Below are 24,881 nucleotides of genomic sequence, written 5' to 3'. Positions count from 1 at the left end.
TTGGGTCATGGTCGACCCAAGGCCCTTCCCTGTTTTACTCCGCCCCGAAGCCACCAGGGGCGGTGGGCCCCTTTTCATCCGCGCGTACGCGGAACCAGGCGGCATACATGGCCGGCAAGCTGTAGATGGTCAGCAGCGTGGCCACCAGCAGCCCGCCCATGATGGCAATCGCCATCGGCCCCCAGAAGGTGGAGCGCGACAGCGGGATCATGGCCAGCACCGCCGCCGCCGCCGTCAGCATGATCGGGCGGGCGCGGCGGACCGTGGCATCCACCACCGCATCGAAACGCCCGTGACCGGCGGCAATATCCTGTTCGATCTGATCGACCAGGATGACGGAATTGCGCATGATCATGCCGGCCAGCGCGATCACGCCCAACTGGGCCACGAAGCCGAAGGGCTGGTTGAAGGCCAGCAGGGCGATGGTGACCCCGATCAGCCCCAGCGGGGCGGTCAGGAACACCAGCACCACGCGCTGGAAGCTCTGCAATTGTATCATCAGCGCCACCAGCATGATCATCATCATGGTCGGCATCACCGCCATGATGGATGCCTGACCCTTGGCGCTTTCCTCCACCGCGCCGCCCAGTTCAATACGATAGCCGGTGGGCAGGCGGGATTTCAGATCAACCAGGGCCTTTTCAATCTGCCCCGTGACGGTCGGTGCCTGCACATTGCCAACGATGTCGGCGCGCACCGTCATGGCCAGATCGCGCGAACGGGTCCAGAGGATGCCTTCCTCCTGCCCATATTCGATGCGGGCGATCTGGCTCAGCGGCAGGGTCACGCCATTGGCGCCGCGCAGACGGATTTCCCCCAGCCGGTCGACGGCGCGGCGCTCATCCTCATTGGCGCGCAGCACCACATTGATCAGCTCGATCCCTTCCCGGAACTGGGTGGCGGTATAGCCGGTCAGCACCGTCTGCATCGCCTGTGCCAGTTCCTGGCTGCTGATGCCCAGCGCCCGGGCGCGTTCCTGATCCACCACCAACCGCACTGACTTGATCTTTTCGTTCCAGTCGAAATTCACGTCAGCGGTATGCGGGTTGGCCCGCATGATCTCCCGCACCTCACCAGCGATCTGGCGGATCACATCGGCATTGCGCCCCATCACGCGGAACTGCACCGGATAGCCCACGGGCGGCCCATTTTCCAGCCGCGCCACGCGGATGCGGAATTCGGGGAACTGGTTTTCCAGGGCCGGCTGCAAGCTCTTGGCCAGCCGGGTCGTATCCGCCAGCGAGGTGGTCATCAAGATGAACTGGGCGAAATTCGGCCGCTTCAGTTCCTGGTTCAACGGCATGTAGAAGCGGGGCGACCCGCTGCCGATGAAGGCGCTCTGCCGGGTGATGGCCTTTTCCTTGGCGAAGAAGGCTTCCATCTCCTTCACCTTGGCCGTGGTGGCGGCGATGGCGGTGCCTTCGGGCAATTCCATATCCACCACCAGTTCCAGCCGGGCCGAATTGGGGAAGAATTGCTGCTGCACAAAGCCAAAGCCGAAGACCGAGAGGCCAAAGGCCCCCACCGTCAGGATGATGACGATCCAGCGATGGTTCACCGTCCAGATCAGGCTGCGGCGCAGCCGGCGATAGATTGGCTTGTCATAGGCCGCATCATGGCTGTTTTCCGGGTCGTGCCCCTGTTGCCCATCATGCGGGGCGGGCAGCATCTTGAAGCCCAGATAGGGGGTGAAGATCACCGCCACGAACCAGGAAACCAGCAGGGCGGTGGCCACCACCCAGAAAATGGCGCCGGTATATTCACCGGCCGCCGAATGGGCAAAGCCCACCGGCACAAAACCCGCCGCCGTCACTACCGTGCCGGTCAGCATGGGGAAGGCCGTGCTGGTCCAGGCAAAGGCGGCGGCGCGTGCCCGGTCCCAGCCCTGTTCCAGCTTCACCATCATCATTTCCACCGCGATGATGGCATCATCCACCAGCAGGCCGAGCGCGATGATCAGCGCGCCGACGGAAATTTTGTGCAGGTCGATCCCCGCCGCCATCATGACGGCGAAGGTCACCGCCAGCACCAGGGGCACCGACAGGGCCACCACCACACCGGTGCGCACCCCCAGGCTGATGAAGGTGACGACCAGGACGATGCCCAGTGCCTCAGCCAGGGCCTTGATGAATTCGTTGATACTGTCCTTCACCACAGTCGGCTGGTCGGCGATCTTCTCAATCTCGACACCCAGCGGCAGGGTGGACTGGATGGTGGCCATTTCGGCATCCAGCGCGTCCCCCAGCTTCAGGATGTCGCCACCGGCCGCCATGGACACGGCAAGCCCGGTCACACGTTCCCCATTATGGCGCATCAGGGTTTCCGGCGGGTCTTGCAGGCCGCGGCGCACCGTGGCGATATCGCCCAGCCGCATCTGCCGTCCATTGGCCTGGATGGGGACGGCGCGGACCTGATCTTCGGTGGACAGGGCACCGGTGATGCGCACCCGCACCCGTTCCTGCCCCGTTTCCACAATGCCGCTGGCATTCACCGCATTCTGGGCGGCCAGGGCCTGGCCGATCTGCTGTACCGTCACGCCATATTGGGCCAGCCGGCCGCTGTCGAACTCCACATAGATGCGTTCATCCAGCAGACCCAGCAAATCCACCTTGGCGACCGAGGGGATGCGCAGCAGCCGCTGGCGGGCGGCCAGCAACACCTGATGCATCTCGGTATCGCTGAAGCCCTCACCGGTGAAGGCATAGACATTGCCGAACGTGTCGCCGAACTCGTCATTGAATTGCGGGCCGATCACGCCGGCGGGCAGCTTGTCGGCAATGTCGCCCACCTTCTTGCGCACCTGATACCAGATATCCGGCACCACATTGGACCGGGTATAATCCATCAGATTGACGAAGATCACCGTCTCGCCGGGGCGGGCATAGGTCTTGGTATGGTAGAAATTGGGGATCTGCTGCAGCGCCTGTTCGATGCGGTCGGTGACCTGTTCCTGCATCTCCTTGGCGGTGGAACCGGGCCATTGCGCCGTCACCACCATGGTGCGGATGGTGAATTGCGGGTCTTCTGCCCGGCCCAGATGGAAATAGGCATAGACCCCCATCACCAGCGACAGGATGATGGAGAACAGCACCAGCGCCTGGTGCCGGATGGCCCAGGCGGAGAGATTGAATTGGCTCACGGCAGGCCCCCGTCCCAGACGCGGACGGGCAGGTTGGCGTCCAGCCGGTGGACACCGGCCGTCACCACCAGCTCCCCGGGGCGCAGACCATCCGCCACGACGATGGCGTTGGGCCGGTAGCGCGCGATGGTGACGGGGCGCAGGACCACACGGTCCTTCTTGTCATTCATCACCCAGACCGCCGGCTTGTCCCCCTGCTGGTACAGGGCGGTGGTGGGCAGCACCACCACCTCCTGCGCCTGTTCACGGTCGAACAGCACGGTGGCGGTCATGCCCAGCCGCACCTTGTCGGCCTGATCCTCCGGCAGGGCCACCCGTACGCGGAAGGTGCGGCTGGCGGTATCGGCAATGGGGGTGATCTCCCGCACCGTGCCGGTCAAGGTCAATTCACGGTCGGCCCACAGCGAAAGGTTGGCCGGTGTGCCCACCTTCAGCCGGGTCACCTGGCTTTCCGCCACATCAATGGCCACTTCGCGGCCCAGATCGGTGGCGACGCGCATCACGGCCTGTCCGGCGGCCACCACCTGGCCGACATCGGCATCCAGTGCCGTCACCGTGCCGGCCTGGGTCAGGGTCAGATCGGCATAGGAGAGTTCATTGCGGGCCAGCGACAGCCCGGATTTGGCCTGCGCCAGTTGGGCATCGGCCGCCTGCGAGGCTGCCTTCACCTGATCAAACTGCGCCTGGGAGACATGGCCGGATTTCAGCAGCGGCGTATAGCGCCGCAGATCGGCGGCGGCCTGCGTGGCACCGGCCTCTGCCTGGGCCAGCCGCGCTTCGGCCTGACGCAGTGATAGTTTCAGATCGGCCGGGTCCAGTTGGGCCAGCTTCTGCCCTGCCTCCACCCGATTGCCCACCTCCACCAGACGCTGGGTGATGCGCCCCCCAACGCGGAAGGCGGCCACCGTTTCGGTGCGCGCCACCACGGTGCCGGTATAGCGCATGACGGAGTCGGCCTTGCTGAGCGCCACCTCCGCCACCCGCACCGCCCGGACGGGGGCCTTCACCTCCTCCTTGGCGCCGCATCCCGACAGGATCAGCAGAGGCACAAGCAGCAATGCGGACCGGGTGAGCGGCCAAACCATGATCTATTCCTTCGGAAGGGGTACGGCGCAAAGGGCAGGAGAAACCGCGCGACAGCGTGGCAGAAGATAATGTAACGTACATTACAGTTCTTCAAGTGACGCGTGTCACAGAACAGACGAAGGAAAGCGGTGTGGCGGAAGGGGAACAGTCGGCGAAGATGGCAGCCCGGCGGCAGGCGATGCTGGATGCTGCGGCGGCCGTCATCTTCGAGGTTGGCTATGAAAGGGCCAGTCTGGCAGCCATTGTGCGCCGCTCCGGCGGCTCGCTCAGCACATTGTATCAGCTGTTCGGCAGCAAGGAAGGGCTATTCGAAGCCATGATCGTCGAGCGCTGCGCCTGCATCATGGAGGAGCTGTCATCCCCTGACCTGTCCGCCCGGGGCGCGCGGGCCGTGTTATTGGCCATCGGCCATGCCTTCATGCGCGTGCTGTTGGCGCCCGATGCCCTGGCGCTGTGGCGCATGGTGATGGCGGAGGGGATCAAATTCCCCCGCCTGCCGCAGATTTTCTTCTCCTGCGGGCCGGACCGGCTTCATGCAAAGCTGGCGGAATATCTTCATGGTCTGGATCAGGCCGGCTACGCCCGCGTGCCTGAACCGTTGTTCACGGCCAAGTCGTTCTGCATGTTGGTGCATGGCGATCTTTACTATCGCGTCGTCACCGGCGTGAGGCCGCAGCCGGAGCCGGCGGAACTGGCCGCCCATATCGAACGGGCCATCGACATGTTTTGCCGTATCATTCAGCTGGCCCCGGCAGGGGAGGCGGGAGACAGCGGGGCTTAATCCCGCCCCTCTTCCCGATCCCGCCGGCGCTGGCGGCGCTGCAGTGTGGTGAACAGGATGAACAGGCCAAGCGCCCCGATAATGGCCGCGGCCATGGCCCCGCGTGCCGCCAGCGGCAGCGGTTCCAGCCCCATGGTCAGGTGAAAGGCGGCATAGGCCAGCAGGCCCAGCAAAAGGCCGGCGACCAGGATCAGCAGGAGGGCGGCGCGCATGGGCAAAGCTTTCACTGCGGGTGAGGGGGCTATCCTATCACACAAATTTCCCTCAATCGCCGGGCACCCGCTTCCGCGGGCTTGGCTCACACCGCATAAGCGGCGGGCCGGCGGTCGCCGGCCTTCACCCCGCCTGAGGCACAACCTTCAGGCGGGGTGGTTTCATACCAACGCTGTCGCCATCTCTGTCACCGGTGGGGGCCAGATCAGCCGCAGCGCCTGTTCCGGCCCCCGCCCGTGCGGTTGCCATTGCTTGGGATAGCCCAGGGAGACCTCTTCAAACCGCACCCCGTCACGCCAATGGGTGGCCGGTACATGCAGGTGCCCATGCACGCAGACCACAGCGCCGAACTGCTGGTGCCAGTCCTGCGTCAGCACCGTGCCGCACCAGGGGCTGAACCGGGGGATGCGGCGCAATGTCACCAGATCGGCCCGCAGCGGGAAATGGTTTACCAGGATGGTGGGCATCCCGGCCGGCCGTTCCGCCGTCAGCCGCTCAGCCGTGGTGGCCACCCGTGCGGCACACCAGGCGGCGCGGCTGTCATAGGGGGCGGGTGACAACCGCACCTCATCAGCGCTGCGCAGCCGATGTTCCCAGGCCCAGGCCAGTACATCGGCAGCCGCCACCGTCGCCGGGCGGAAGCTGTAATCATAGAGCAGGAACAGCGGCACGATCAGCACCGGCCCATCAGGGCCGGTCCAGACCGGGTAGGGGTCTTCCGGGGTCAGCACACCGTGGCGGCGGGCGACATCCAGCATGGCCTGATATTTTGCCTGCCCGCGCAGGGGGCCATCGGGGCCGGGCAGGGTCCATAGCTCATGATTGCCCGGCACCCAGATCAGCCGGGCGAAACGCTGGGCCAACAGGCTGAAAGCGTCGTCCAGATGGTCCGGCCGTTCGGCCACGTCCCCGGCCAGGATCAGCCAGTCATCGCCATGGTCCGGCAGACTGGCCAGGGCGGCGCGATTTTCCGCAGCCGCCAGATGCAGGTCGGCGATGGCCCATAGCCGCATCAACCCACCACCACCCGGTTGCGCCCGGCCCGTTTGGCGGCATAGAGGGCGGCGTCGGCCGCCTCGATCAGGGTGCCAGCCTCGGCCTGCCCGTCATCCTGCACGATGCCAGCGCTGAAGGTGACGCGGAAATCACCCATTCTGTGCGGCTGCACCAATTGGGCAAACTGCACCCGTAACGCGTCCAGGCGGCGTTGGGCATCAGCCAGGGGGGTGCGTGGCAGGATGATGGCGAATTCCTCCCCGCCATAGCGGCCGATATGGTCGCTGCGGCGCAGGTTCTGGCGCAGCAGCCGGGCCAGGGATTTGATCACCCGGTCGCCGCTGGCATGGCCGCGGCTGTCATTGACCTGCTTGAAATGGTCGATATCGATCATGGCGAGGCAGAGCCCGTCTCCCTCCCGCCGGACCCGACCCAACTCACTGACCAGCATCTCCTTGATGCTGCCATGGTTCAGGGTGCCGGTCAGGCTGTCGCGCACCATCAGGGCACGCAGCGCCCGTGCCCGCCGGGCGCGCGCCCGCGCCGTTTCTACCAGATCGCCCAGCTGCACCGGCTTGGTCAGAAAGGCGTCGCTGCCCAGGTTGACGGCGCTGCGCCGGCTGTCCTGCCCGGCATCCCCGGTCAGGAACACGATGGGCAAGGCGGTCAAATCCGCATGGCTGCGGATGACGGCGGCCAGTTCCAGGCCGGAACATTGCGGCATGTTCAGATCGGTGATCAGCAGGTCGGGATCGCTGTCATGGATCGCCTCGATCACCAGGGTCGGATCGGCGATGCTGCGCACCTCCATTCCCGCCCGGACCAGGGCGGCCAGATAAATCTGCCCCATCACCGGATCATCTTCGACCAGCAGAATGCGGAAAGGCTGCGGCGGCTGCATCTCCGTCAGCTCATCCAGCCGTTCCAGCAATGTCTGCGGGTCAACCGGCTGGCCCAGGAACGCCGCCGCCCCGGCCCTCACGGCCGCCAGCCGGGCAGCAAAATCCTGCTGGTCGGCCGTAACGATCAGCGGGCAGCGCGTCCGCCCCGCTGCATCACGGGGCACCAGATCCGCCAGAGCCGGCATATGCTCGGCCAGCGGCTGCTGGCTGGCGCCCAGAATGACCGCATCCGGCACAGCCTCTGCCATCCCGGCGGCCAGCTGCGCAGGATTGTCAAAAAACTGGACCGCATATCCGTAGAGTTGTAGGAAATCGATCAGGCTATCCCCGAGGCACGGGCCATCATCGAGGAAATATATCGTGCGCATCGTTTGATCCACCCGCCGGCAACGGGCGGCCTTTATTCCAAAACGGCAACTGGACCATATTTCGTTGCCTTGATCAGAACCTACTGGTTTGGATCAAGGCCCTCAATCGCCAGCGCCGCCATCCGGCGGCTTGGCTTCACGCGGCACGTGCCGCGCGGTAGCGGTCGCCGCCATACCAAACCGCGATGAGTTCTGTCCATCACGGTTTAGCATAACACGGGTGCTGGAATTTTGCAGCGTCGCCACATGCCACCATAGGCCGCTTTGGACGGCTTCTTTAATAACTCAGTATGATTTTCTTTGTATGTTCCAAAAAAATCCGGTCACGCCATCAGCTATCAGCAACGTACAGGACGATCCTTCATTCATGGCTGCCTGTGCGCGGGGGCGGTATGCGCAAGAGATGAAAAGAAAAACCAAGGCATTGATCTTTAACGTTCTGGCAGGGTTCAGGCGCTGGTTAGGATACCGGGCCTGGCTGGTGCTGTCGGCTTGCCTGCTGCTGGCGGGCGGATCAATGGCGGCACCGGCGTCTGAGCGCTATTGGGAAGATCAGTCGGCCGTGATGTTCCAGCGCCTGGGGCGGGACCGCGGCCTGCCCGGCGATATCGTTACCGCCATTGCCCAGGATGGGGCGGGATTCATCTGGGTGGGTACGCCCGTGGGGCTGGCCCGTTATGATGGCTATCGTTTCACCCTGTTCCAGCCCGATCCGCGTGACCCGGCCTCCCTGCCCGATGGCTATGTCAACGCCCTGCATGTGGACAGGGTGGGGCGGCTGTGGGTGGCCACGAATACGGGCGGCCTTGTCCGCTATGTGCCGGATACGGGCGGCTTCGCGCGCTACGCCGTCCATGCCGGTGGCCGGGGCGAGGTGCCGGTGGAGCGCATCGCAGAGGATTTCCAGGGGGATTTATGGCTGGCCACGCGTGCCGGCCTGGTTCGGATGAACCCTGACAGCGGCGTGCTGCAAACCGTTCCCCTGGACGGGCCAGTGCCCGTGACGGCCGGGGCGGGCATCGATGTAACGGCCCTTCAGGTTGATCATGATGGTGTGCTGTGGATTGGTACCAGCCGTGGCCTGCGGCGGCGGACGCCCGCTGATCCTGTGTTTCAAGATGCCGGGGCCCTGTTGCGACAGGCGGGGCTTCCCGAGGATGCCGCCATCTCTGCCCTGTTCAGCGATGGCCAGGGCCGGTTATGGGTGGCCACCCGATCGGGTTTTGTGCTCTGCCATGATCTGCTGCACCAGACGGTGCGCCTTTATGATGTCCGGCTGGCAACGGATCAGATGGCAGACCACCATGTGATCCAGGCGCTCCAGGATTTGCCACCCGTCGCGGGGGGCGATTCCCGCCGACGCATCTGGATGGCGACCAGCCCTGGCGGTCTGCTGGAACTGGAGGAGGCGACGGGCATGGTGCGGCCCATCCGCCACGATCCGGCGCTGGGCACCAGCCTTAGCGGTGATGCGGTTCATATGATGCTGCGCGATCGGGCCGGGCTGATCTGGGTTGCCACCTGGGGTAGCGGGTTGAATGTGCATAATCCTGCCAATACCGGCATTCTCTCGGTCTTCTATCTACCAGGGCCGTCCGGCGTCCCCCGGCAGGCGCTGGTGCGCTCCGCCTTAACCACCCGCGAGGGGGAAGTCTGGCTGGGGTTGGAAGGGCAGGGCATTGAACGGCTGGACCCGGCCAGCGGTCGCAATGCCTTGTTGCTGCCGGGCACCGGCAACGCTGCCGCACTGCCACGTGCCACGGTGCTTTCCCTGGCGCAGGATGCGGCCGGCGATGTCTGGATCGGCACCCTGCTGGGGTTGGTCCGCTATAACCGCCAGGCTGGGCGGGTGGAGCGGGTGCCCCTGCCGGCCGGCCTGGACCTGCTGCCGGTTTATGCCATCCTGCCGGTGGAGGGTGCCCTGTGGCTGGCCAGCGATGGCTTGATCCGCTACGAACCGGCCAGCGGCGCCGTCACCCGCTTTCGTCATGATCCCGATGATGAAGGCAGCCTGTCGGATGATCGGGTACGCGTGCTGGCGGCGGCTCCCGGCGGGGCCATCTGGGTGGGCACCCATAATGGCCTGCACCTGCTGGATACCAGCGAGGGCCGGCTGCGGCGGGTGCAGAACCGGTCATGGGATCTGCGGTCGCTGGCGCATAATTTTATCACCGCCCTGCTTTATGATCGGAACGGACAGCTCTGGGTGGGTACGCTGGGCGGCGGCATCAGCGTTCAGGATAAAAACGCCGGTGCAGGGCATTTCCGTTTCCATCAGGTCAACAGCCGCACCGGCCTGCCCGGCGACAGTGTCCATGCCCTGGTGCAGGACGCCGATGGCCGCATCTGGGCCAATACGGAAGGCGGGCTGGCCCGCATCGATCCGGAAACCCTCAGCGTGCGGGCCTTTGATCTGGATGATGGGGTTGGGGTGCATGGGGCCAGCATGGCCGTCGCCGTCGCCCTGCCGGATGGCGCCCTGCTGTTCGGCGGGCGGGAGGGGCTCAGCATCGTGCGGCCGGCCTGGCTGCGCGACTGGACCTATCAGCCGCCGCTGGTGGTGACGGATATGCGGATCGACAATCGCCCGGTGCCGTCCGGGGCCCTGAATAATGCCGTCAGTGCAGTCAACGGGCGCCCGCCTACCAGCCCGACCCAGGTGACGCTGCCGCCGCACAGCCGCACGCTGGCCCTGTCCTTTGCGGCGTTGGATTTTGCCGGACCGGACTCGGTGCATTATGCCTATCATCTCAGCGGCTTTGATGAAGGCTGGGTCCAGGCGGATGCCTTGAGCCGGACGGCCACCTATACCAACCTGCCACCCGGTGATTATGTGCTGCGGCTGCGGGCCACCAATAAGGATGGGCAATGGGGGGCCAGCATCCGTTCCCTGGCGGTGAAGGTGCTGCCGGCCTGGTATCAGACCCTGTGGGCAAGGGCGGCAGCCCTCCTGTTGGGGCTGGGGCTGGTGGCCCTGCTGGTGCAGGCCCGCACGGCGGCCTTGCGCCACCAGCGCCGGCGCCTGGAATCGGTGGTGGCGGAACGCACCCGCGACCTGATGGAGGCCAATGCCGAGCTGCAGCGGCTGGCCAGCACCGACCCGCTGACCGGTCTGCTGAACCGGCGGCGGTTCGATGAACTGGCCCAGGCGGAGATTGACCGCGCTTCCCGCTATGCCCGTCCGCTCAGCCTGCTGCTGATTGATCTGGACCATTTCAAGCGCATCAATGATACGCATGGCCATGCCATGGGCGATGTCGCCTTGCAGGAAGCAGCGCGCCGTCTGCTGAAGGCGGTGCGCTCCACCGATCGGGTGGCGCGCTATGGCGGGGAGGAAGTGGCCGTACTGCTGCCGGAAACCCCGGTAGAGGTGGCGCGGGAACTGGCGGAACGGCTGCGGCGGGTGATCAGTGATCTGCCGATCAGCCATGAAGGGCTGGCCGTGCGGCTGACGGCCAGCCTGGGGGTGGCCAGTTTCCAGGCCGCCGATGGGGACGTTGCCCACCTGCTGAGCCGGGCTGATGCCGCGCTTTATGTTGCCAAGCAGCAGGGGCGCGACCGGGTGGTGGTCGCCGATGATGCGGCCACTGCTGCGGCGGCGTCAGCATAAAAAAGGGGCGGCCCGTGCCGGCCGCCCCTGTCACATTTAAATACCCACCGCGTGACCGTCGGCCTGATCAAGCGCCAGGTTGCGGCGGATATGGGCGATCAGCAGTTCGGTGGTGGTGGGTATGTCGAATTCCGCCGTATCCAGCACCAGATCGGGGCTGGCGGGGGCTTCGAACGGGGCCGACACGCCGGTGAACTGGGCGATCTTGCCGTCGCGGGCGGCGGCATACAGGCCCTTGGGGTCACGCTGGGCGCAGGTATTGACGTCGGCCTTCACCCATACTTCATGGAACCCGTCCCCGACGATGGACCGCGCCAGCTCGCGCAGTTCGGCGGTGGGGGAGATCAGGCTGACCAGCACGACGCTGCCATTTTCCGCCATCAGCTTGGCCACTTCGGCCACGCGGCGGACATTTTCCAGCCGTTCGGCGGGGCTGAAGCCGAGATCCTTGTTCAGCCCCTTGCGCAGATTGTCGCCATCCAGCACCAGCACGCGCCAGCCATCATCAAACAGGCGGCGTTGGGCCCCCATGGCCACGGTGGACTTGCCGGCACCCGACAGGCCGGACAGCCACAGCACGCCACCGCGATGGCCGTTGCGCGCTTCGAACGCCACACGGTCAACGGAGCTGTCAACCGCCGTCACCGGGCCCTTGACGCTGCCGGCATTCTCCGCCGCCCCCAGCACCACGGCCCCGCCGACGATGCGGGTGCCACGGGCGAGACCGGCGCGGCCGGTGATCGGCAGATCGGTATGGGGGTCAAAGGCGATGGGGGCCGCACTGCGCAGCACGATCTCCGCGATGCCACCCTGGCCCAACTCCTGGCTGTCGGCATCGTTGAGGTTTTCCACATCGACGATGCGTTCGAACTTCTCCACCACCACGGCATGTTCAGCCGTGGTCAGGCGCAGGGTCAGGCGGGAACCGACGACCAGCGGCTCGCTATCCAGCCAGAAGGCCCGCACGCGGAGCGCCAGGGCCAGATGCGGCATATGGCCGGCAGGGGCGATGATCTGGCCACGCGCCAGGGCCGCATCTTCAATGAAGGAGATGGCGGCGGACTGGCCGGCGCGGGCGAACTGCTCACCGTCACCGCGACCGGTATCGATGCTGGCCACCGTGGCTGGCTGGCCGGTGGGCGCAATTTCCACCTTGTCACCCAGGCGGATACGGCCCGTCTCGATCCGGCCAACCGCCATGCGGCGGTCGCCGCGGCGATACACGTCCTGGATCGGCATCCGGAAGGTGGCATCGGCCCGGCCTGCCGGCGGGGTCAGCAAATCCAGCGCTTCCAGCAGGGTCGGCCCCTGGTACCAGCCCATCTGCTGGCTGCGCGTGGCGATATTGTCGCCATGGCGCGCCGACAGCGGGATGACGTACAGCGGCTGCATCCCCAGCTTGGCGAGATAGGCGGACACCTCGTCCTTCACCGCCTGCCAGGCCGCCTCCGCATGGCCCATCAGGTCCATCTTGTTGACGGCGATGATGACCTTGGTGACGCCCAGCAGCGACAGCAGATAGGCATGGCGGCGGGTCTGTTCCGACACGCCGCGTTCGGCATCCGTCACCAGCACGGCGGCATCGGCTCCGGATGCACCGGTCACCATGTTGCGCAGGAATTCGCGGTGGCCCGGCGCATCGATGATCACATAGGGGCGCTTGGCGGTCTTGAACCAGATGCGGGTGGTGTCCAGGGTGATGCCCTGGTCTCGTTCGATCTGCAAGGCGTCCAGCAGGAAGGACCATTCCAGTTCCAGCCCGCGCTGGCTGGAAACCTTCTGCAATTCGGCCAGACGGCCTTCCGGCAGGCTGTCCGTATCATGCAGCAAACGGCCGATCAGGGTGGATTTGCCATGGTCGACATGGCCGACGATCACGATCGGATAGGGGGCCTGGGCCTTGCGGGGGGCCAGGACCGGGGCTTCGGCGCGCGGGGCGGCCAAGGTAGCGGCGGGTGCCATGATCTTGCTCTTTTCCGCTAAGGCTTACAGGTAACCGGTGGTGCGCAGGCGCTCAAACGCGTCTTCGGCCTCATGGTCCATGGACCGGCCGGCGCGTTCAGGCGTGCGGGTATTCTCCAGCTCCTCGATGATTTCCTCGATGGTGCTGGCATGGCTATCCACCGGGAAGGTGATGCCGATTTCGCCCAGCGAGCGGAAGCGCTTGCCATCCTTGGCGAAATAGAGCGGCACCAGGGGGATTTCCTCCCGCTGGATGTAGCGCCAGACATCCAGTTCGGTCCAGGCCAGCAGCGGATGCACGCGCATATGGGTGCCCGGCGCGCGTTCAATGGTGAACTGGTCCCAGAACTCCGGCGGCTGGTTGGCCGCCTGCCAGGAACCGTCCAGCCCGCGCGGGCTGAAAATACGTTCCTTGGCGCGGGTAGCCTGTTCGTCGCGGCGGATACCGGTGATCAGCCCGTCAAACTGGTATTTTTCCAATGCGGCCGCCAGACCCAGCGACTTGCGCGCAGCGATACGGGTGCCGGGCGGCAGGGTCGGGTCCGTCATCTCAATCGGCGGGCACTCATCCTTGATCAGGTTCAGGCCCCATTCCTGGCTGTACCGGTCGCGGAACTCATAGGATTCCGGGAATTCCAGACCGGTATCCAGATGCGCCACCGGGAAGGGAAGCTCGCCCAAAAAGGCCTTGCGGCACAGCCAGATCAGGACATTGCTGTCCTTGCCCAGCGACCAGAGCAGACCCAGCCGCTTCAGGCGCACGCGCGCCTCGCGCAGGATGAAGATGCTCTGGGCTTCCAGTTGGTCGAGATGGTCGAGATGCTGTTGGTCGAGGCTGCTCATTTGGAGGCTCCCACCCCTTAGCTGTTAATCGGCGAAAGCGGCAGGTGGATTCCGCATTCCGTCTTTTCTTGACCGCGCCAGCGGCCGGCTCGAATGTCTTCACCGGGGGCGACCCGGTCGGTACAGGGCATACAGCCGATGGAGAGGTAACCATCCTCCTCCAGCGGATGCCGGGGCAGGTCGTACCGGTCCAGATAGGTTTCCACATCCGTCCGGTCCCAGCCGGCCAGTGGGTTCACTTTGATCCGGCCGTCCGCCGCCTCGAACAAGGGCAGTTCGACGCGGGTGGTCGCCTGATAGCGCTTGCGACCGGTGATCCAGGCATCAAATGGGGCCAGCCCGGCATCTAGCACCTTCACCTTGCGGAAGTCACAGCAGGCCAGATTGTTGGTACGCCAGAGCATCCCATCCCTGTCATGCTCCGTCTCCGCTTCCGGGGTCGGTGACAGTTCGCGGATACCGGTCAGGCCCAAGCGCTGTTCCAGGGTGCGGCGGTAACGCAGCGTTTCCCCGAACAGCTTGCGGGTATTGACGAACAGCACCGGCAGCGACGGGTCGATCTGCGCGATCTGGTGCAGCAGCACCGCCGATTCCGTCCCGAAGGACGACACCAGCGCCAGCTTGCCCTTAAAAACCTCTTCGATCAGCGGGCGCAGCAGCGCCTCGCCTTCCAGATGGCCATAGGCGGCGGTCAAATCGCGCGCCTTCGCGGCCAGCGCTTTCATGCTCATCCCTGCACCTCTGGTTTCAGATGCCGGCGCAGCAGCGACACGGTGCCGTGATCCTGCAAGGCCGGCTGATAGGCGATGGAAATCTCGGTCAGCGCATGGGCCCAGGCGGGGCCGAGGCGATCGGCCGGCACCACCACCGTATTCACGCCCAACCGGGTCAGGAACTGATACTGGTCGGGGATGATATGGCCGAAGGCGCGGATTTCGCCCTTATAGCCAAACCGCTCCCGCAGCTCGCGGGCGGCGGAAAAGGCGCGGCCATCGCGGAATTTGGGGAATTCCAGCGCCACCACACCCAGATGCGCCAGATCATCCGCCAGTTCCGTGGCCAACTGATTGGATTTCAGCCGCACGCCCACCGGCTGGCCACGGGCGATCAGCGCATCACGCTCCGCCCGCCAGCGCTCCAGAGAGACGATCACCCCACCTTCGGCGGGCAAGGCCGCATCATCGGCCAGATCGGTCCAGCGGTCTTCGATCTCACGACCATGATCAAGCACGGGCATAGAGGGCCTCCTTGAACGGGGCGTGGCCGGTACGGGCCAAGGTATCGATGAAGCGTTCGCCCTGCTGACGCAGGCCGACAAAGGTGGACACCACGGTTTCCACCGCATTGACGATCTCGTCATAGGAGAAGCCGGGGCCGACAATCTCCGCCAGGGCTGCCGTGTTGGTGGCATCGCCACCCAGCAGGATCTGGAAGAATTCCTCGCCCTTCTTGTCCACACCCAGAATGCCGATATGGCCGACATGGTGATGGCCGCAGGCATTGATGCAGCCGCTGATCTTGATCTTCAGCTCACCCAGATCATGCTGGCGGTCCAGATCGGCAAAGCGTTCGGAAATTTCCTGCGCGATGGGGATGGAGCGCGTATTGGCCAGGGCGCAATAATCCAGGCCGGGGCAGGCGATGATGTCGGAGATCAGGCCGGCATTGGCCGTGCCCAGCCCCACCTTGTCCAGCCCCAGCCACAGATCATACAGGTCATCTTGTTTGACATGGGCCAGCACCAGATTCTGCTCGTGGCTGACGCGCAACTCCCCAAAGCTGTAGCGTTCGGCCAGATCGGCCACCGCTTCCATCTGCTCGGCCTCAATATCGCCGGGGATGCCGCCGATGGGCTTCACGCTGATGGTGGCAATGGCGTAACCGGGTGCCCGGTGGGCGCTCAGGTTGCTGCGCGTCCAGCGGGCGAAAGCCGGATCGGCTGCCTTGGCCGCTTCGAACTTCTCTGAAACCGCCGGCAGGTTCTCCCAAGGGGGAGAGGTGAAATGCTGCTCAATCGCCTCTACAATGGCGGGGTCGAGATCGTATTTCTGCCGGGGCAGGCGGGCATATTCCTCTTCGATCAGGCCGATGAACTTGTCCGGCCCCATCTCATTGACGGTGATCTTGATGCGCGCCTTATAGATATTATCGCGCCGGCCCAACTGGTTATAGGTGCGCAGCACCGCTTCCAGATAGCCCAGGATTTCCGGCACCGGCACGAAGTCCCGCGCCTTGGTGCCCAGATAGGGCGTGCGGCCCAGCCCGCCGCCGACATAGACGGTGAAGCCGATCTCGCCGGCCTCGTTCTTCCTGGCGATCAGGCCGACATCGTGGATCTGTACGGCGGCGCGGTCGTTCGGCGCGCCGGAAATGGCGATCTTGAACTTGCGCGGCAGGAAGGTGAATTCCGGGTGCAGCGTGGACCATTGCCGCAGAATTTCGGCATAGACGCGCGGGTCCACCAGCTCATCCGCCGCCGCCCCGCAGAACTGGTCGGTGGTGACATTGCGGATGCAGTTGCCGCTGGTCTGGATGGCGTGCATGTCCACTTCCGCCAGCTCATGCAAAATGGCGGGAATGTCCTTCAGTTCCGGCCAGTTGAACTGGATGTTCTGCCGGGTGGTCAGGTGGCCATAGCCCTTGTCATAGACGCGCGCAATGCGGGCCAGCCGGCGCAGCTTGGTGCTGTCCAACATGCCATAGGGCACTGCAACCCGCAGCATATAGGCGTGAAGCTGAAGGTAGAGCCCGTTCATCAGCCGGATCGGCTTGAACTCTTCCTCCGTGATCTCGCCCTTCAGGCGGCGTTCCACCTGGGCGCGGAACTGCTCCACCCGCTCAAAGATGAAGGTCTTATCGAACTCATCATAGCGATAGACGGCGGCGTGCGCGTCTGCCGGCTGATTGCTGCGGGGGTTGGTCACGGTCGTGTCAGGCATGGGGGTATAAGCCTAGGTTACCGGTCATGGATCAAAGGGCGGGCGTGGGGCCGGTGACCTGCTTGCCCAGGTCACGGCGCACGCTGGGGCCGATGGCCTTCATGCGTTCGCGGATATGCAGCGGGCGGGTGCCCTCAGGCGTGGCTTCCACATCCAGCGGATAGACATCGACAACGATCTGCCGCTTTTCGTCCGCCTTGGCGGTATCCAGCGCTTGGGCAATGGCCTCGCCTTCGAAAATGGCGGCATCGGCCACATGCTCCACCCATTGATTGCCGGCACCCAGCCAGACGGCCACGCCGTCGATCAGACGGTTGGCGGTGATGGATTGCTGGGCACCCTTGGCTTTGACCAACATTTGGGGATCGACCTTCCTGCTGCTTTCGTCAGACGGCTTGGCGCAGATGCGCCGGGACAAGCTCGGTAATGCGGGCGGGGTCGGCCAGCGTGACAACGGAACCGACAATGATGATGGCCGGCCCCGTCAGCCCGTGGGCCGCCGCCAGTTCGGGCAAGGCGGCCAGCGTACCGACCACCAGCTTCTGATCCGGGCGCGTGCCCTTTTCCACCAGGGCCGCCGGGGTATCGCCGGACATGCCGGCCTCCACCAGCCGGCGGGCAATGGCATCTGCCGCCGTCAGCCCCATATAAATCACCAGCGTATGGCGCAACCGGGCCAAAGCCTGCCAATCCAGGTCCGGTTCGCCATCCTTGCCATGACCGGTCACAAAGGTGACGCCCGGCGCATGGTCGCGGTGGGTGACGGGAATGGTGGTCGACGCCCCGCAGCCCAGTGCCGCCGTGATGCCGGGCACGATTTCCACCGGAATGCTCTCGGCGCGCAGCACCTCCAGCTCTTCCCCGCCGCGCCCGAACATGAAGGGGTCGCCCCCCTTCAGCCGCACGACGCGGTGGCCGGCCTTGGCCTCGGCCACCAGCAACTGGTTGATGGCATCCTGGCTCATCGTATGGTGGGATTTGGACTTGCCGACATAATGGCGGCGGGCATCACGGCGGACATAATCCATGATCCGCTCATCCACCAGCTTGTCATGCACCACCACGTCGGCATCCTGCAGCACGCGGAGCGCGCGCAGGGTCAACAGGTCCGGGTCGCCGGGGCCGGCCCCCACCAGCGCCACGCGTCCGCCGGCCTGCTGGCCGAACTGGGCATCGTTCAGCGCCAGCATCAGCTTTTCATGGGCGGCCTTTTCGTCCCCCGCCAGGAAGGATTTGGCCACGGGCCCGTCAATCACCGCTTCCCAGAAGCGGCGGCGGGCGGTTTCATCATCGCGGGTGGCCTTCACCGCACTGCGGAACCCGTCCAGAAAGCGGGCGAACTTGCCCAGCCCCGGCTCCAGTGCGGCTTCCAGTCGTTCGCGCAGGCGGCGCACCAGTACCGGGCTGGCCCCGCCGCTGGTGATGGCGATGCTGATCGGTTCCCGGTCAATGATGGCCGGCATGATGAAGCTGCAGAGTCGCGGCCTGTCCGGCACATTGACCAGCACACCGGCCTTATGCGCTGCTTCGGCCACCGAAATATCCACCGCCTCATCATCCGTGGCGGCGAAGACCAGCCGGTGATTTTCCAGATCAGCCAGTGTGAAATCCCGTTCACGGATTTCCGCTGCCAGTGCGACCAAGGCGGGCAAGGGGTTACGGGCCACGATGGTCAGGCGGCAAGCGGATTTGGCGACCAGCCGCGCCTTGCGCAGCGCCAGTTCACCTCCCCCCACCACCAATACCGGCTGCCCCTCCAGGGGCAATGTCACCGGAAAACCACGTAAAGCCATTGCAGCTCATCCCTTGCTTACCGCAGTCGCGGCATAGCCAATGGTTTGGGGTTGTCAGGGCCGCTTGTCGAGGTGAAATATTATTTCTCCAATATCTCTACGTTAAATATAGAGTTTACCAAGAAGGTAAAAAAGTAAGGAATATCAACGAAAATTCATTGATAATGATTATCATCTACGTTAATGCTGCTGTTGGGCGTCACAGCAGCCATGCGCATCATGCACATTTTGATGTGAAATAGGCGGTTGAACGCGACGCCTTTGTATTTTAGCTGATAGTGCATCGCATCAGGGTGCCGGGACTCTGTTACCAGCCAGTGTCTCCCCCGTCGGATTGAAGGAAGTCGAGTATGAGCGCGTTCATCGAAAGCAAGGTGCTGTCCGTCCACCATTGGACCGACACGCTGTTCAGCTTCACCTGCACGCGCGACCCCGCCTTCCGCTTCGAAAACGGGCATTTCGTGATGATCGGGCTGATGGTGGACGGCAAGCCGTTGACCCGCGCCTATTCCATCGTCAGCCCGAATTACGAGGAACATCTGGAGTTCCTGTCGATCAAGGTGCCCAACGGCCCGCTGACCAGCCGCCTGCAGCATATCCAGGTGGGCGACACGGTGATCCATGGCCGCAAGTCGGTCGGCACGCTGGTGACCAGCAGCCTGCGTCCGGGCAAGAACCTGTACATGTTCTCCACCGGCACCGGGCTGGCCCCGTTCATGAGCCTGATCCGCGACCCGGAACTGTATGAACAATATGACCGGCTGATCCTGACTCACACTTGCCGCGAGGTGGGGGAACTGGCCTATCACGACCTGATCACCAACGAGCTGCCGAATAACGAGTTCTTTGGTGAGCAGCTGAAGGAAAAGCTGACCTATTACCCCACGGTCACCCGTGAAGCCTTCCGCAACCAGGGCCGCATCACCGACCTGATCCGTAATCACAAGCTGTTTGAGGATATCAAGGCCGCCCCGCTGAACCCGGAAACCGACCGGGTGATGATTTGCGGCGGACCGGCCGTGCTGGCGGAGACGGTGGAGCTGCTGCGGGAGCGCGGCTTCAAGGAAGGGGCCGCCCACACGCCTGGCGATTACGTGATCGAAAAGGCGTTTGTGGAGAAGTAAACCGCCTTACCGGGCGGAAGGGCAAAATAAAACGCGGGGCCATCACGGTCCCGCGTTTTACTTTTTTTGCTTGCCAGCTGAAAGCGGCTTTCGGCTGGCCGCAAACGGCTCATGGTAAAATGGGGGGGCGGTGAAAGGTACCACCCCCCCACTCAATCAGCCCAGCAGAGCGTCGGGGCTGACAACCTTGCCCAGATGGGCGATCGCCGGGTGCGTCAACTCACCCTTGGCGACGTTCAGGCCGTTGCGCAGATGCACATCATCCTTCAGGGCCTGCACCCAGCCCTTGTCGGCCAAGGCCAGCACGAAGGGTGCGGTGGCATTGTTCAGCGCGAAGGTGGAGGTGCGGGCAACCGCACCCGGCATGTTGGCAACGCAATAATGGATCACGCCATCCACCACATAGGTGGGATCGGCATGGGTGGTGGCGTGGCTGGTCTCAAAGCAACCGCCCTGGTCGATGGCGACGTCCACCAGCACGGCACCCTTCTTCATCCGGCTGACCAGCTCGCGGTTGACCACCTTCGGCGCCTCGGCACCCGGCACCAGTACGGCGCCGATCACCAGATCGGCTTCCAGCACGGCCTGTTCGATCGTTTCCACATTGGCATAGACAGTGTTCAGGCGACGGCCAAACTGCTGATCCAACTGGCGCAGCCGGTCCAGCGACTTGTCCAGCACGGTGACATGGGCTTCCAGGCCCATGGCCATGCGGGCGGCATTGGTGCCCACCACGCCGCCACCGATGATGGCGACCTTGGCCGGCGGCGTACCGGGCACGCCGCCCAGCAGAATGCCGATGCCACCATAGGATTTTTCCAGACAATGGGCACCGGCCTGGATGGACATGCGCCCGGCCACTTCCGACATCGGCGCCAGCAGGGGCAGGCCGCCATTGCGGTCGGTCACGGTTTCATAGGCAATGCAGATAGCGCCCGATTCCTGCAACAGCTTGGTCTGCTCCGGATCGGGGGCCAGATGCAGATAGGTGAACAGCACCTGACCGGGGCGCAGCAGCTTGCATTCCACCGGCTGCGGTTCCTTCACCTTCACGATCATGTCGGCGCGGGCGAAAATTTCCTCGGCCGTATCGATGATGGTGGCACCGGCGGCGACATACAGATCGTCGGTCAGGCCGATGGCCGTACCGGCATCTTTCTGCACGATCACCTGATGGCCGTGCACCACCAGTTGGCGCACATTGCCGGGGATCAGGCCGACGCGATATTCGTGATTCTTGATCTCTTTCGGCACACCGATGAGCATATTTATTCTCCCTGTTTGGATGTGCTGAAACGATACGCCGGAATGCCGGTGAATGTCCTTGCAAAGAGGGCTTGCGTCATGGCCTCATTTCGACGTTTCGTGCATGAAATCATTCATTCGCGGTGGAATATGCGACCAATCGATCTCGATGCCATTGATGTTAAGATTCTCACCCATGTTCAGGTCGATGGACGGATCAGTGTCGCCGACCTTGCCGACAAGGTCGGCCTGTCGCCATCGGCCTGTCACCGGCGGCTGAAACGGCTGGAGGATGACGGGGTGATCGAGGGTTATGTCGGGCTGGTCAGCCCGGCCGCCCTGGGGCGCGGCACCTCGGTTTTTGTGCAGATCACCCTGGACCGGCAGCAAGATCAGGATCTGCGGGCGTTTGAGGCCAAAGTGATGGAATGCCCGGAGGTGATGGAATGTTACCTGATGGCCGGCGACAGCGATTACATGCTGCGCGTGATGGTGGCCGATGGCAGCGACTATGAACGGCTGCATACCCAGACGCTGACCCGCCTGCCGGGGGTGGCGCGTGTACGCTCCAGCTTCACCCTGCGCACGGTGGCCAAACGGACCACCGTGCCGATCCGGTAGGAGAGGTTATTGTGGCGACGCGACCGGGTTGTACCGCGTCGCCGTCAACAAGGTGGAGACGGCGCAGGATTTTGTGTCCCTGAAGCCATGAGCCCGCATATCGTTTCGGATCGCCGCATCGCCGAAGGGCGTGGCACCGCCCTTGGGGTAGAGAGTCCAGATCGGACGGCCCGTCGTCACCTGCCGCGCCATCGCCAGATCGTCGGCGCAGCTCACACAGGCAATCACCATGGCGGCCGCTGCGGGATCATCGGTGCGAGCCCCCGCCAGCGCGGTGGAAAGGGCGTCGTCGTTCCATTGGCCCAGCACCAAAGCCAATACCCCATCGGTCAGACCCAATTTCGCCTTCAGGCTGGGCGGCTCCTTGGCCAGCGCTTTGGCCCAGAGGGTTGCGGTTGCTACCCCCAGCGCCAATGTCGTCCCCTCGCCAGCGCAAACGAAGGCAAGGCCCTTGTCAGTGACGCGCACATCTGTGATTGCAGATTTGGCAAAGCGCCGTTTGATGGCACCGCGCAGGATCAGTTCCGTGCTTTCCAGCAGGGCTTTCACCTCCCCGCTTTCCCGGCCCACATTGGCGTGCGTGATCGCTTCCCTGCCCATGGCCGCCCCCCACTTTCAGGCATATTATGCCGGCAAAAGTGGGGGACAAGTCATGGTGCCGAATCGGACATCAATAATCTTGAGGATAAGCCGGATAGAGGCCTTCCACGCAGATGTAAGCACCCAGGCCGACATAGGGCGGCAAGGGGAGCGGGACGGTTTGTGCTGCCGGGATCTGCGCCGTCACCTTTTCCCCGCCTTCCACGGGGGCAGCGGCCTCCACCACATTGGTTGACGCTGGGACGGTCATATTGCTTTGGCCACCCTGCACCGGCTGATTAGGGGCGGCACCGACAACGAGATGACCCTGCAGGTTTGGCAGAGCAAATGTGGTCCTTCCGTCACCGCCATAGGTGGTCCCCAACAGAGAGAAGAGGGGGGCATATTGCTGGACACTCAGAAGCTGGCCATTGCACGGTAACCATCCCTGGATCGGCCGCGTGTAAGCGAAATAGCTGATTTGCCCCAGATAGGATTCCATGGTTTTCACTTTCCCGGATAGAGTTTCCAGTGTGTATCGCTGGCAATTTATAGGTGTATGTTTGACAGACACATGTTGCAAGCCTAATCCGCGGTATGGAAACTGTGAGGAAATGGTTCCCTTTCGGAAAATCAGAGGTGCAGAATGAACCCACGTGTCGGCTGTGGCGCCTTCATTCAGGATGATGCGGGCCGGTTGCTGCTGGTCAAGCGCCGCCGTAACCCGGAGGCCGACCATTGGGGCCTGCCGGGCGGCAAGGTGGATTTCCTGGAAAAGGTTTCCGATACGGTGGTGCGGGAAATCGCCGAGGAACTGGGGGTTGAGATCGCGCTGACCGGGTTGCTCTGCGTCGTCGACCAGATTGACCGGGAGGCGCCAAGCCACTGGATCAACCCTGTCCACCGGGCCCGGATTGTTGCCGGGGAGCCGCAGGTGATGGAGCCGGACGCGCTCGCCGATTGGGGTTGGTTCGCCCTGGATGCGCTGCCGCAGCCCCTGACGGTATCGACAAGGGCGGCGTTGGAGGCAGCCGTTTTTACCCAAGGGTCATGGCAATGACCCTTGAAGGCAGGACCAACCCCGGATGACGCCCTGCCGGCCCGCAGGTGCAGGGGCGGTCAGTTCCGTCGGCCGACGAACAGCAGGCCGGGTACCGGCTGCCCGGCCTCATGACGCAGGGTGATGGGGGTAATCTCCAGCGGGGCGAAGCCGGCGGTCGACAGCGTCTCCCGCACATAATTGGCATGGTGGGCGTAGCGGCCGGCCGGGCCCAGCACATAAGGCGCTTCGCCGGTCAGTGCCTCCACCGTCGCCACAATCAACCCGCCGGATTTGACACTGCCGGCCGCCGCCTGCAAGGGCGGCAGCAGATCACCGAAATAGTTGAACAATTCGCCAAAGCCGATCAGATCGAAGCTGTTCGGCTGGGCGATCAGATAGGCGGTCAGTTCGGCCTGATCCAACCGGTTATAGATGCCCCGACGCGCCGCCTGCTGCAGCATCCCCAGAGAGATATCAACGCCGGTGAGATTTTGCGCATAGTCGCGCAGGGACAGACCGGTGAGACCGGTGCCACAACCGGCATCCAGAATCTCCAGCGTGCCGGCAGGATCGCCCAGATGGCGCTGCAGCGCCTCGGCAATCAGCACTGGCACTTGGTAGCCCAGGCTCAGGATCATCTCGTCGAACCGCTTGGACGAGGCGTCGAAGGTCTGGGACAGATAGGCATCCGATGCCCGCTCTGGCACCGGCTCCAGCCCAAGCGCCGCGCGGGTATGTTTCAGAATGGCCGTTTGTCCTGCCACTTTCTCCCAGCGGGCCAGCAGATCGACCAATGCTTCCGCTTTGCCCTCGTTGAACAGGGCAGCGCAGACAGAGCCCAGTTCTACCTGGGATTGGGTGGATTCCGGTGCCAGCACCAGGGCGCGCAGGGCCGATTCCGCCGCCAGATCGGTGCGCCCGCGTCCCCGCCAAGCCAGGGAAAGGTTGACATGTATATTGGGGTTGGTGGGGTCAAACGACATGGCCCGTCCATAACAGGCGATCGCCTCGTCAAACTCCCCGGTCTCCATCAGGGCGATGCCCAGATTGGCATGGGTCTGCCCCATATCCGGCCGCAGAGCCAGGGCCAGCCGGAACTGCTCCACCGCTTCCACCGGTTTGCCCAGCCGCCGCAGCGTCAGCCCCAGGTTGGAGGCGGCCTCGGCATAATCCGGACGCGCCTTCAGTGCATTGCCATAATGCTGCACCGCGATATCCAGATGGCCGGATTCGAAAAACAGCGTACCGAGATTGAAATAGGCCTCGGCGAACAAAGGCTCGCGTTCCAGCGCATCGACATAATGGCCGGCGGCCTCATGCGCCCGCCCCTGTGCCTGGGCGACGGCACCCTGATTGAAATGATAGACCGGATTTTGCGGGTCCAGCGCCGCCGCCGCCGCATAGGCCTGGGCGGCGGCGGGATAATCCTCCAGATTTTCCAGGGCAATCCCCAGATCGGCCCGGATGGTCGCATCACCAGGATCATCCAGAACGGCTTCGCGGAGCAGGGGAACGGCATCGGCGAACCGGCCACTATCCAGGGCATTACGCCCCAACTCCACCGGGCTGCCGCTGGCGCTATCGCTCATCTATCTCGTCCCCCGCTCTACCACCACCGGCGCGGTCTGGGCCGGGGTG

The 24,881-nt window shown here is 64.1% G+C and carries 21 protein-coding genes; 5 read left to right on the top strand and 16 right to left on the bottom strand.

Annotated elements, in window-relative coordinates; all coding sequences use genetic code 11:
* Nucleotides 1-34 precede the first annotated feature (34 nt).
* Together GE253_RS22385 and GE253_RS22380 are read right to left on the bottom strand one after the other, a co-directional pair.
* Nucleotides 35-3,139, bottom strand: a complete 3,105-nt coding sequence (locus GE253_RS22385; RefSeq protein WP_348770934.1) for an efflux RND transporter permease subunit — start codon at nucleotides 3,137-3,139, stop codon at nucleotides 35-37.
* The gene (locus GE253_RS22380; RefSeq protein ID WP_153206363.1) at nucleotides 3,136-4,224 is read right to left on the bottom strand and encodes an efflux RND transporter periplasmic adaptor subunit; all 1,089 of its coding nucleotides are present in this window, start codon (nucleotides 4,222-4,224) and stop codon (nucleotides 3,136-3,138) included. The genes GE253_RS22385 and GE253_RS22380 overlap by 4 nt, the downstream gene beginning before the upstream one ends.
* Nucleotides 4,225-4,319: 95 nt before the next feature.
* Here GE253_RS22380 and GE253_RS22375 point away from each other — a divergent pair, with 95 nt between their 5' ends.
* Nucleotides 4,320-5,006, top strand: coding sequence for a TetR/AcrR family transcriptional regulator (locus GE253_RS22375; protein ID WP_153206362.1), 687 nt, complete (start codon nucleotides 4,320-4,322; stop codon nucleotides 5,004-5,006).
* Here GE253_RS22375 and GE253_RS22370 read toward each other — a convergent pair.
* The 3 genes from GE253_RS22370 to GE253_RS22360 all read right to left on the bottom strand — a co-directional run bounded on the left by GE253_RS22370 (nucleotide 5,003) and on the right by GE253_RS22360 (nucleotide 7,485).
* Nucleotides 5,003-5,218, bottom strand: coding sequence for a hypothetical protein (locus GE253_RS22370; protein WP_153206361.1), 216 nt, complete (start codon nucleotides 5,216-5,218; stop codon nucleotides 5,003-5,005). The two genes, GE253_RS22375 and GE253_RS22370, sit on opposite strands and share 4 nt — an antisense overlap.
* Nucleotides 5,219-5,380: 162 nt before the next feature.
* Entirely contained in the window at nucleotides 5,381-6,232 is an 852-nt protein-coding gene (locus GE253_RS22365; RefSeq protein ID WP_153206360.1) for a metallophosphoesterase, read from the bottom strand.
* Entirely contained in the window at nucleotides 6,232-7,485 is a 1,254-nt protein-coding gene (locus GE253_RS22360; RefSeq protein WP_153206359.1) for a diguanylate cyclase, read from the bottom strand. The genes GE253_RS22365 and GE253_RS22360 overlap by 1 nt, the downstream gene beginning before the upstream one ends.
* Nucleotides 7,486-7,966: 481 nt before the next feature.
* Here GE253_RS22360 and GE253_RS22355 point away from each other — a divergent pair, with 481 nt between their 5' ends.
* A complete protein-coding gene (locus tag GE253_RS22355; protein WP_173012776.1) occupies nucleotides 7,967-11,095 on the top strand; it encodes a ligand-binding sensor domain-containing diguanylate cyclase in 3,129 nt (1,042 codons plus the stop codon).
* A gap of 36 nt (nucleotides 11,096-11,131) precedes the next feature.
* Here the strand turns inward: GE253_RS22355 and cysC are convergent, their stop codons facing one another.
* Genes cysC through cysG form a run of 7 tightly spaced genes read right to left on the bottom strand, consistent with a single transcriptional unit; the run spans nucleotide 11,132 to nucleotide 18,632 of the window.
* A complete protein-coding gene (cysC, locus tag GE253_RS22350) occupies nucleotides 11,132-13,057 on the bottom strand; it encodes an adenylyl-sulfate kinase (RefSeq protein WP_153206357.1) in 1,926 nt (641 codons plus the stop codon).
* Nucleotides 13,058-13,081: 24 nt separating this feature from the next.
* Entirely contained in the window at nucleotides 13,082-13,900 is an 819-nt protein-coding gene (gene cysD / locus GE253_RS22345) for a sulfate adenylyltransferase subunit CysD (RefSeq protein WP_153206356.1), read from the bottom strand.
* A gap of 17 nt (nucleotides 13,901-13,917) precedes the next feature.
* A complete protein-coding gene (locus tag GE253_RS22340; protein ID WP_348770933.1) occupies nucleotides 13,918-14,631 on the bottom strand; it encodes a phosphoadenylyl-sulfate reductase in 714 nt (237 codons plus the stop codon).
* The gene (locus GE253_RS22335) at nucleotides 14,628-15,137 is read right to left on the bottom strand and encodes a DUF934 domain-containing protein (protein ID WP_153206355.1); all 510 of its coding nucleotides are present in this window, start codon (nucleotides 15,135-15,137) and stop codon (nucleotides 14,628-14,630) included. Before GE253_RS22335 ends, GE253_RS22340 begins: the two co-directional genes overlap by 4 nt.
* A complete protein-coding gene (locus GE253_RS22330; protein WP_153206354.1) occupies nucleotides 15,124-16,839 on the bottom strand; it encodes a nitrite/sulfite reductase in 1,716 nt (571 codons plus the stop codon). Before GE253_RS22330 ends, GE253_RS22335 begins: the two co-directional genes overlap by 14 nt.
* 31 nt (nucleotides 16,840-16,870) lie before the next feature.
* Complete coding sequence (locus tag GE253_RS22325; protein WP_153206353.1) at nucleotides 16,871-17,197, bottom strand: DUF2849 domain-containing protein; 327 nt, start codon at nucleotides 17,195-17,197, stop codon at nucleotides 16,871-16,873.
* A 28-nt stretch (nucleotides 17,198-17,225) separates the two neighbouring features.
* Nucleotides 17,226-18,632 (bottom strand): siroheme synthase CysG, encoded by a 1,407-nt coding sequence (gene cysG / locus GE253_RS22320; RefSeq protein ID WP_153206352.1) that lies wholly within the window; start codon nucleotides 18,630-18,632, stop codon nucleotides 17,226-17,228.
* A 350-nt stretch (nucleotides 18,633-18,982) separates the two neighbouring features.
* On the opposite strand from cysG, the gene GE253_RS22315 reads away from it, so the two are divergent.
* A complete protein-coding gene (locus GE253_RS22315) occupies nucleotides 18,983-19,756 on the top strand; it encodes a ferredoxin--NADP reductase (RefSeq protein WP_153206351.1) in 774 nt (257 codons plus the stop codon).
* Nucleotides 19,757-19,912: 156 nt separating this feature from the next.
* On the opposite strand, the gene ald is transcribed toward GE253_RS22315, so the two are convergent.
* Nucleotides 19,913-21,022 (bottom strand): alanine dehydrogenase, encoded by a 1,110-nt coding sequence (gene ald / locus GE253_RS22310; protein WP_153206350.1) that lies wholly within the window; start codon nucleotides 21,020-21,022, stop codon nucleotides 19,913-19,915.
* 129 nt (nucleotides 21,023-21,151) lie between these two features.
* Between ald and GE253_RS22305 the strand changes: the two genes are divergently transcribed.
* Entirely contained in the window at nucleotides 21,152-21,622 is a 471-nt protein-coding gene (locus tag GE253_RS22305; protein ID WP_153206349.1) for an Lrp/AsnC family transcriptional regulator, read from the top strand.
* Between the two features lie 6 nt (nucleotides 21,623-21,628).
* Here the strand turns inward: GE253_RS22305 and GE253_RS22300 are convergent, their stop codons facing one another.
* Nucleotides 21,629-22,222: a hypothetical protein gene (locus tag GE253_RS22300; RefSeq protein ID WP_153206348.1), complete on the bottom strand. Its 594-nt coding sequence runs from the start codon at nucleotides 22,220-22,222 to the stop codon at nucleotides 21,629-21,631.
* 70 nt (nucleotides 22,223-22,292) lie between these two features.
* Entirely contained in the window at nucleotides 22,293-22,703 is a 411-nt protein-coding gene (locus GE253_RS22295; RefSeq protein ID WP_153206347.1) for a tail fiber protein, read from the bottom strand.
* A gap of 144 nt (nucleotides 22,704-22,847) precedes the next feature.
* Between GE253_RS22295 and GE253_RS22290 the strand changes: the two genes are divergently transcribed.
* The gene (locus GE253_RS22290) at nucleotides 22,848-23,261 is read left to right on the top strand and encodes an NUDIX domain-containing protein (protein ID WP_153206346.1); all 414 of its coding nucleotides are present in this window, start codon (nucleotides 22,848-22,850) and stop codon (nucleotides 23,259-23,261) included.
* A 59-nt stretch (nucleotides 23,262-23,320) separates the two neighbouring features.
* Here the strand turns inward: GE253_RS22290 and GE253_RS22285 are convergent, their stop codons facing one another.
* Nucleotides 23,321-24,832 carry a tetratricopeptide repeat protein gene (locus GE253_RS22285; RefSeq protein ID WP_153206345.1) on the bottom strand — a complete coding sequence of 504 codons (1,512 nt, stop codon included), beginning with the start codon at nucleotides 24,830-24,832 and terminating at the stop codon, nucleotides 23,321-23,323.
* Between the last annotated feature and the right edge of the window lie 49 nt (nucleotides 24,833-24,881).

It is taken from the genome of Niveispirillum sp. SYP-B3756 (assembly GCF_009495745.1).
Classification (GTDB): domain Bacteria; phylum Pseudomonadota; class Alphaproteobacteria; order Azospirillales; family Azospirillaceae; genus Niveispirillum.
The sequence above is the reverse complement of the archived record's forward strand: the minus strand, read 5'-3'. Positions and strand labels throughout refer to the sequence as shown.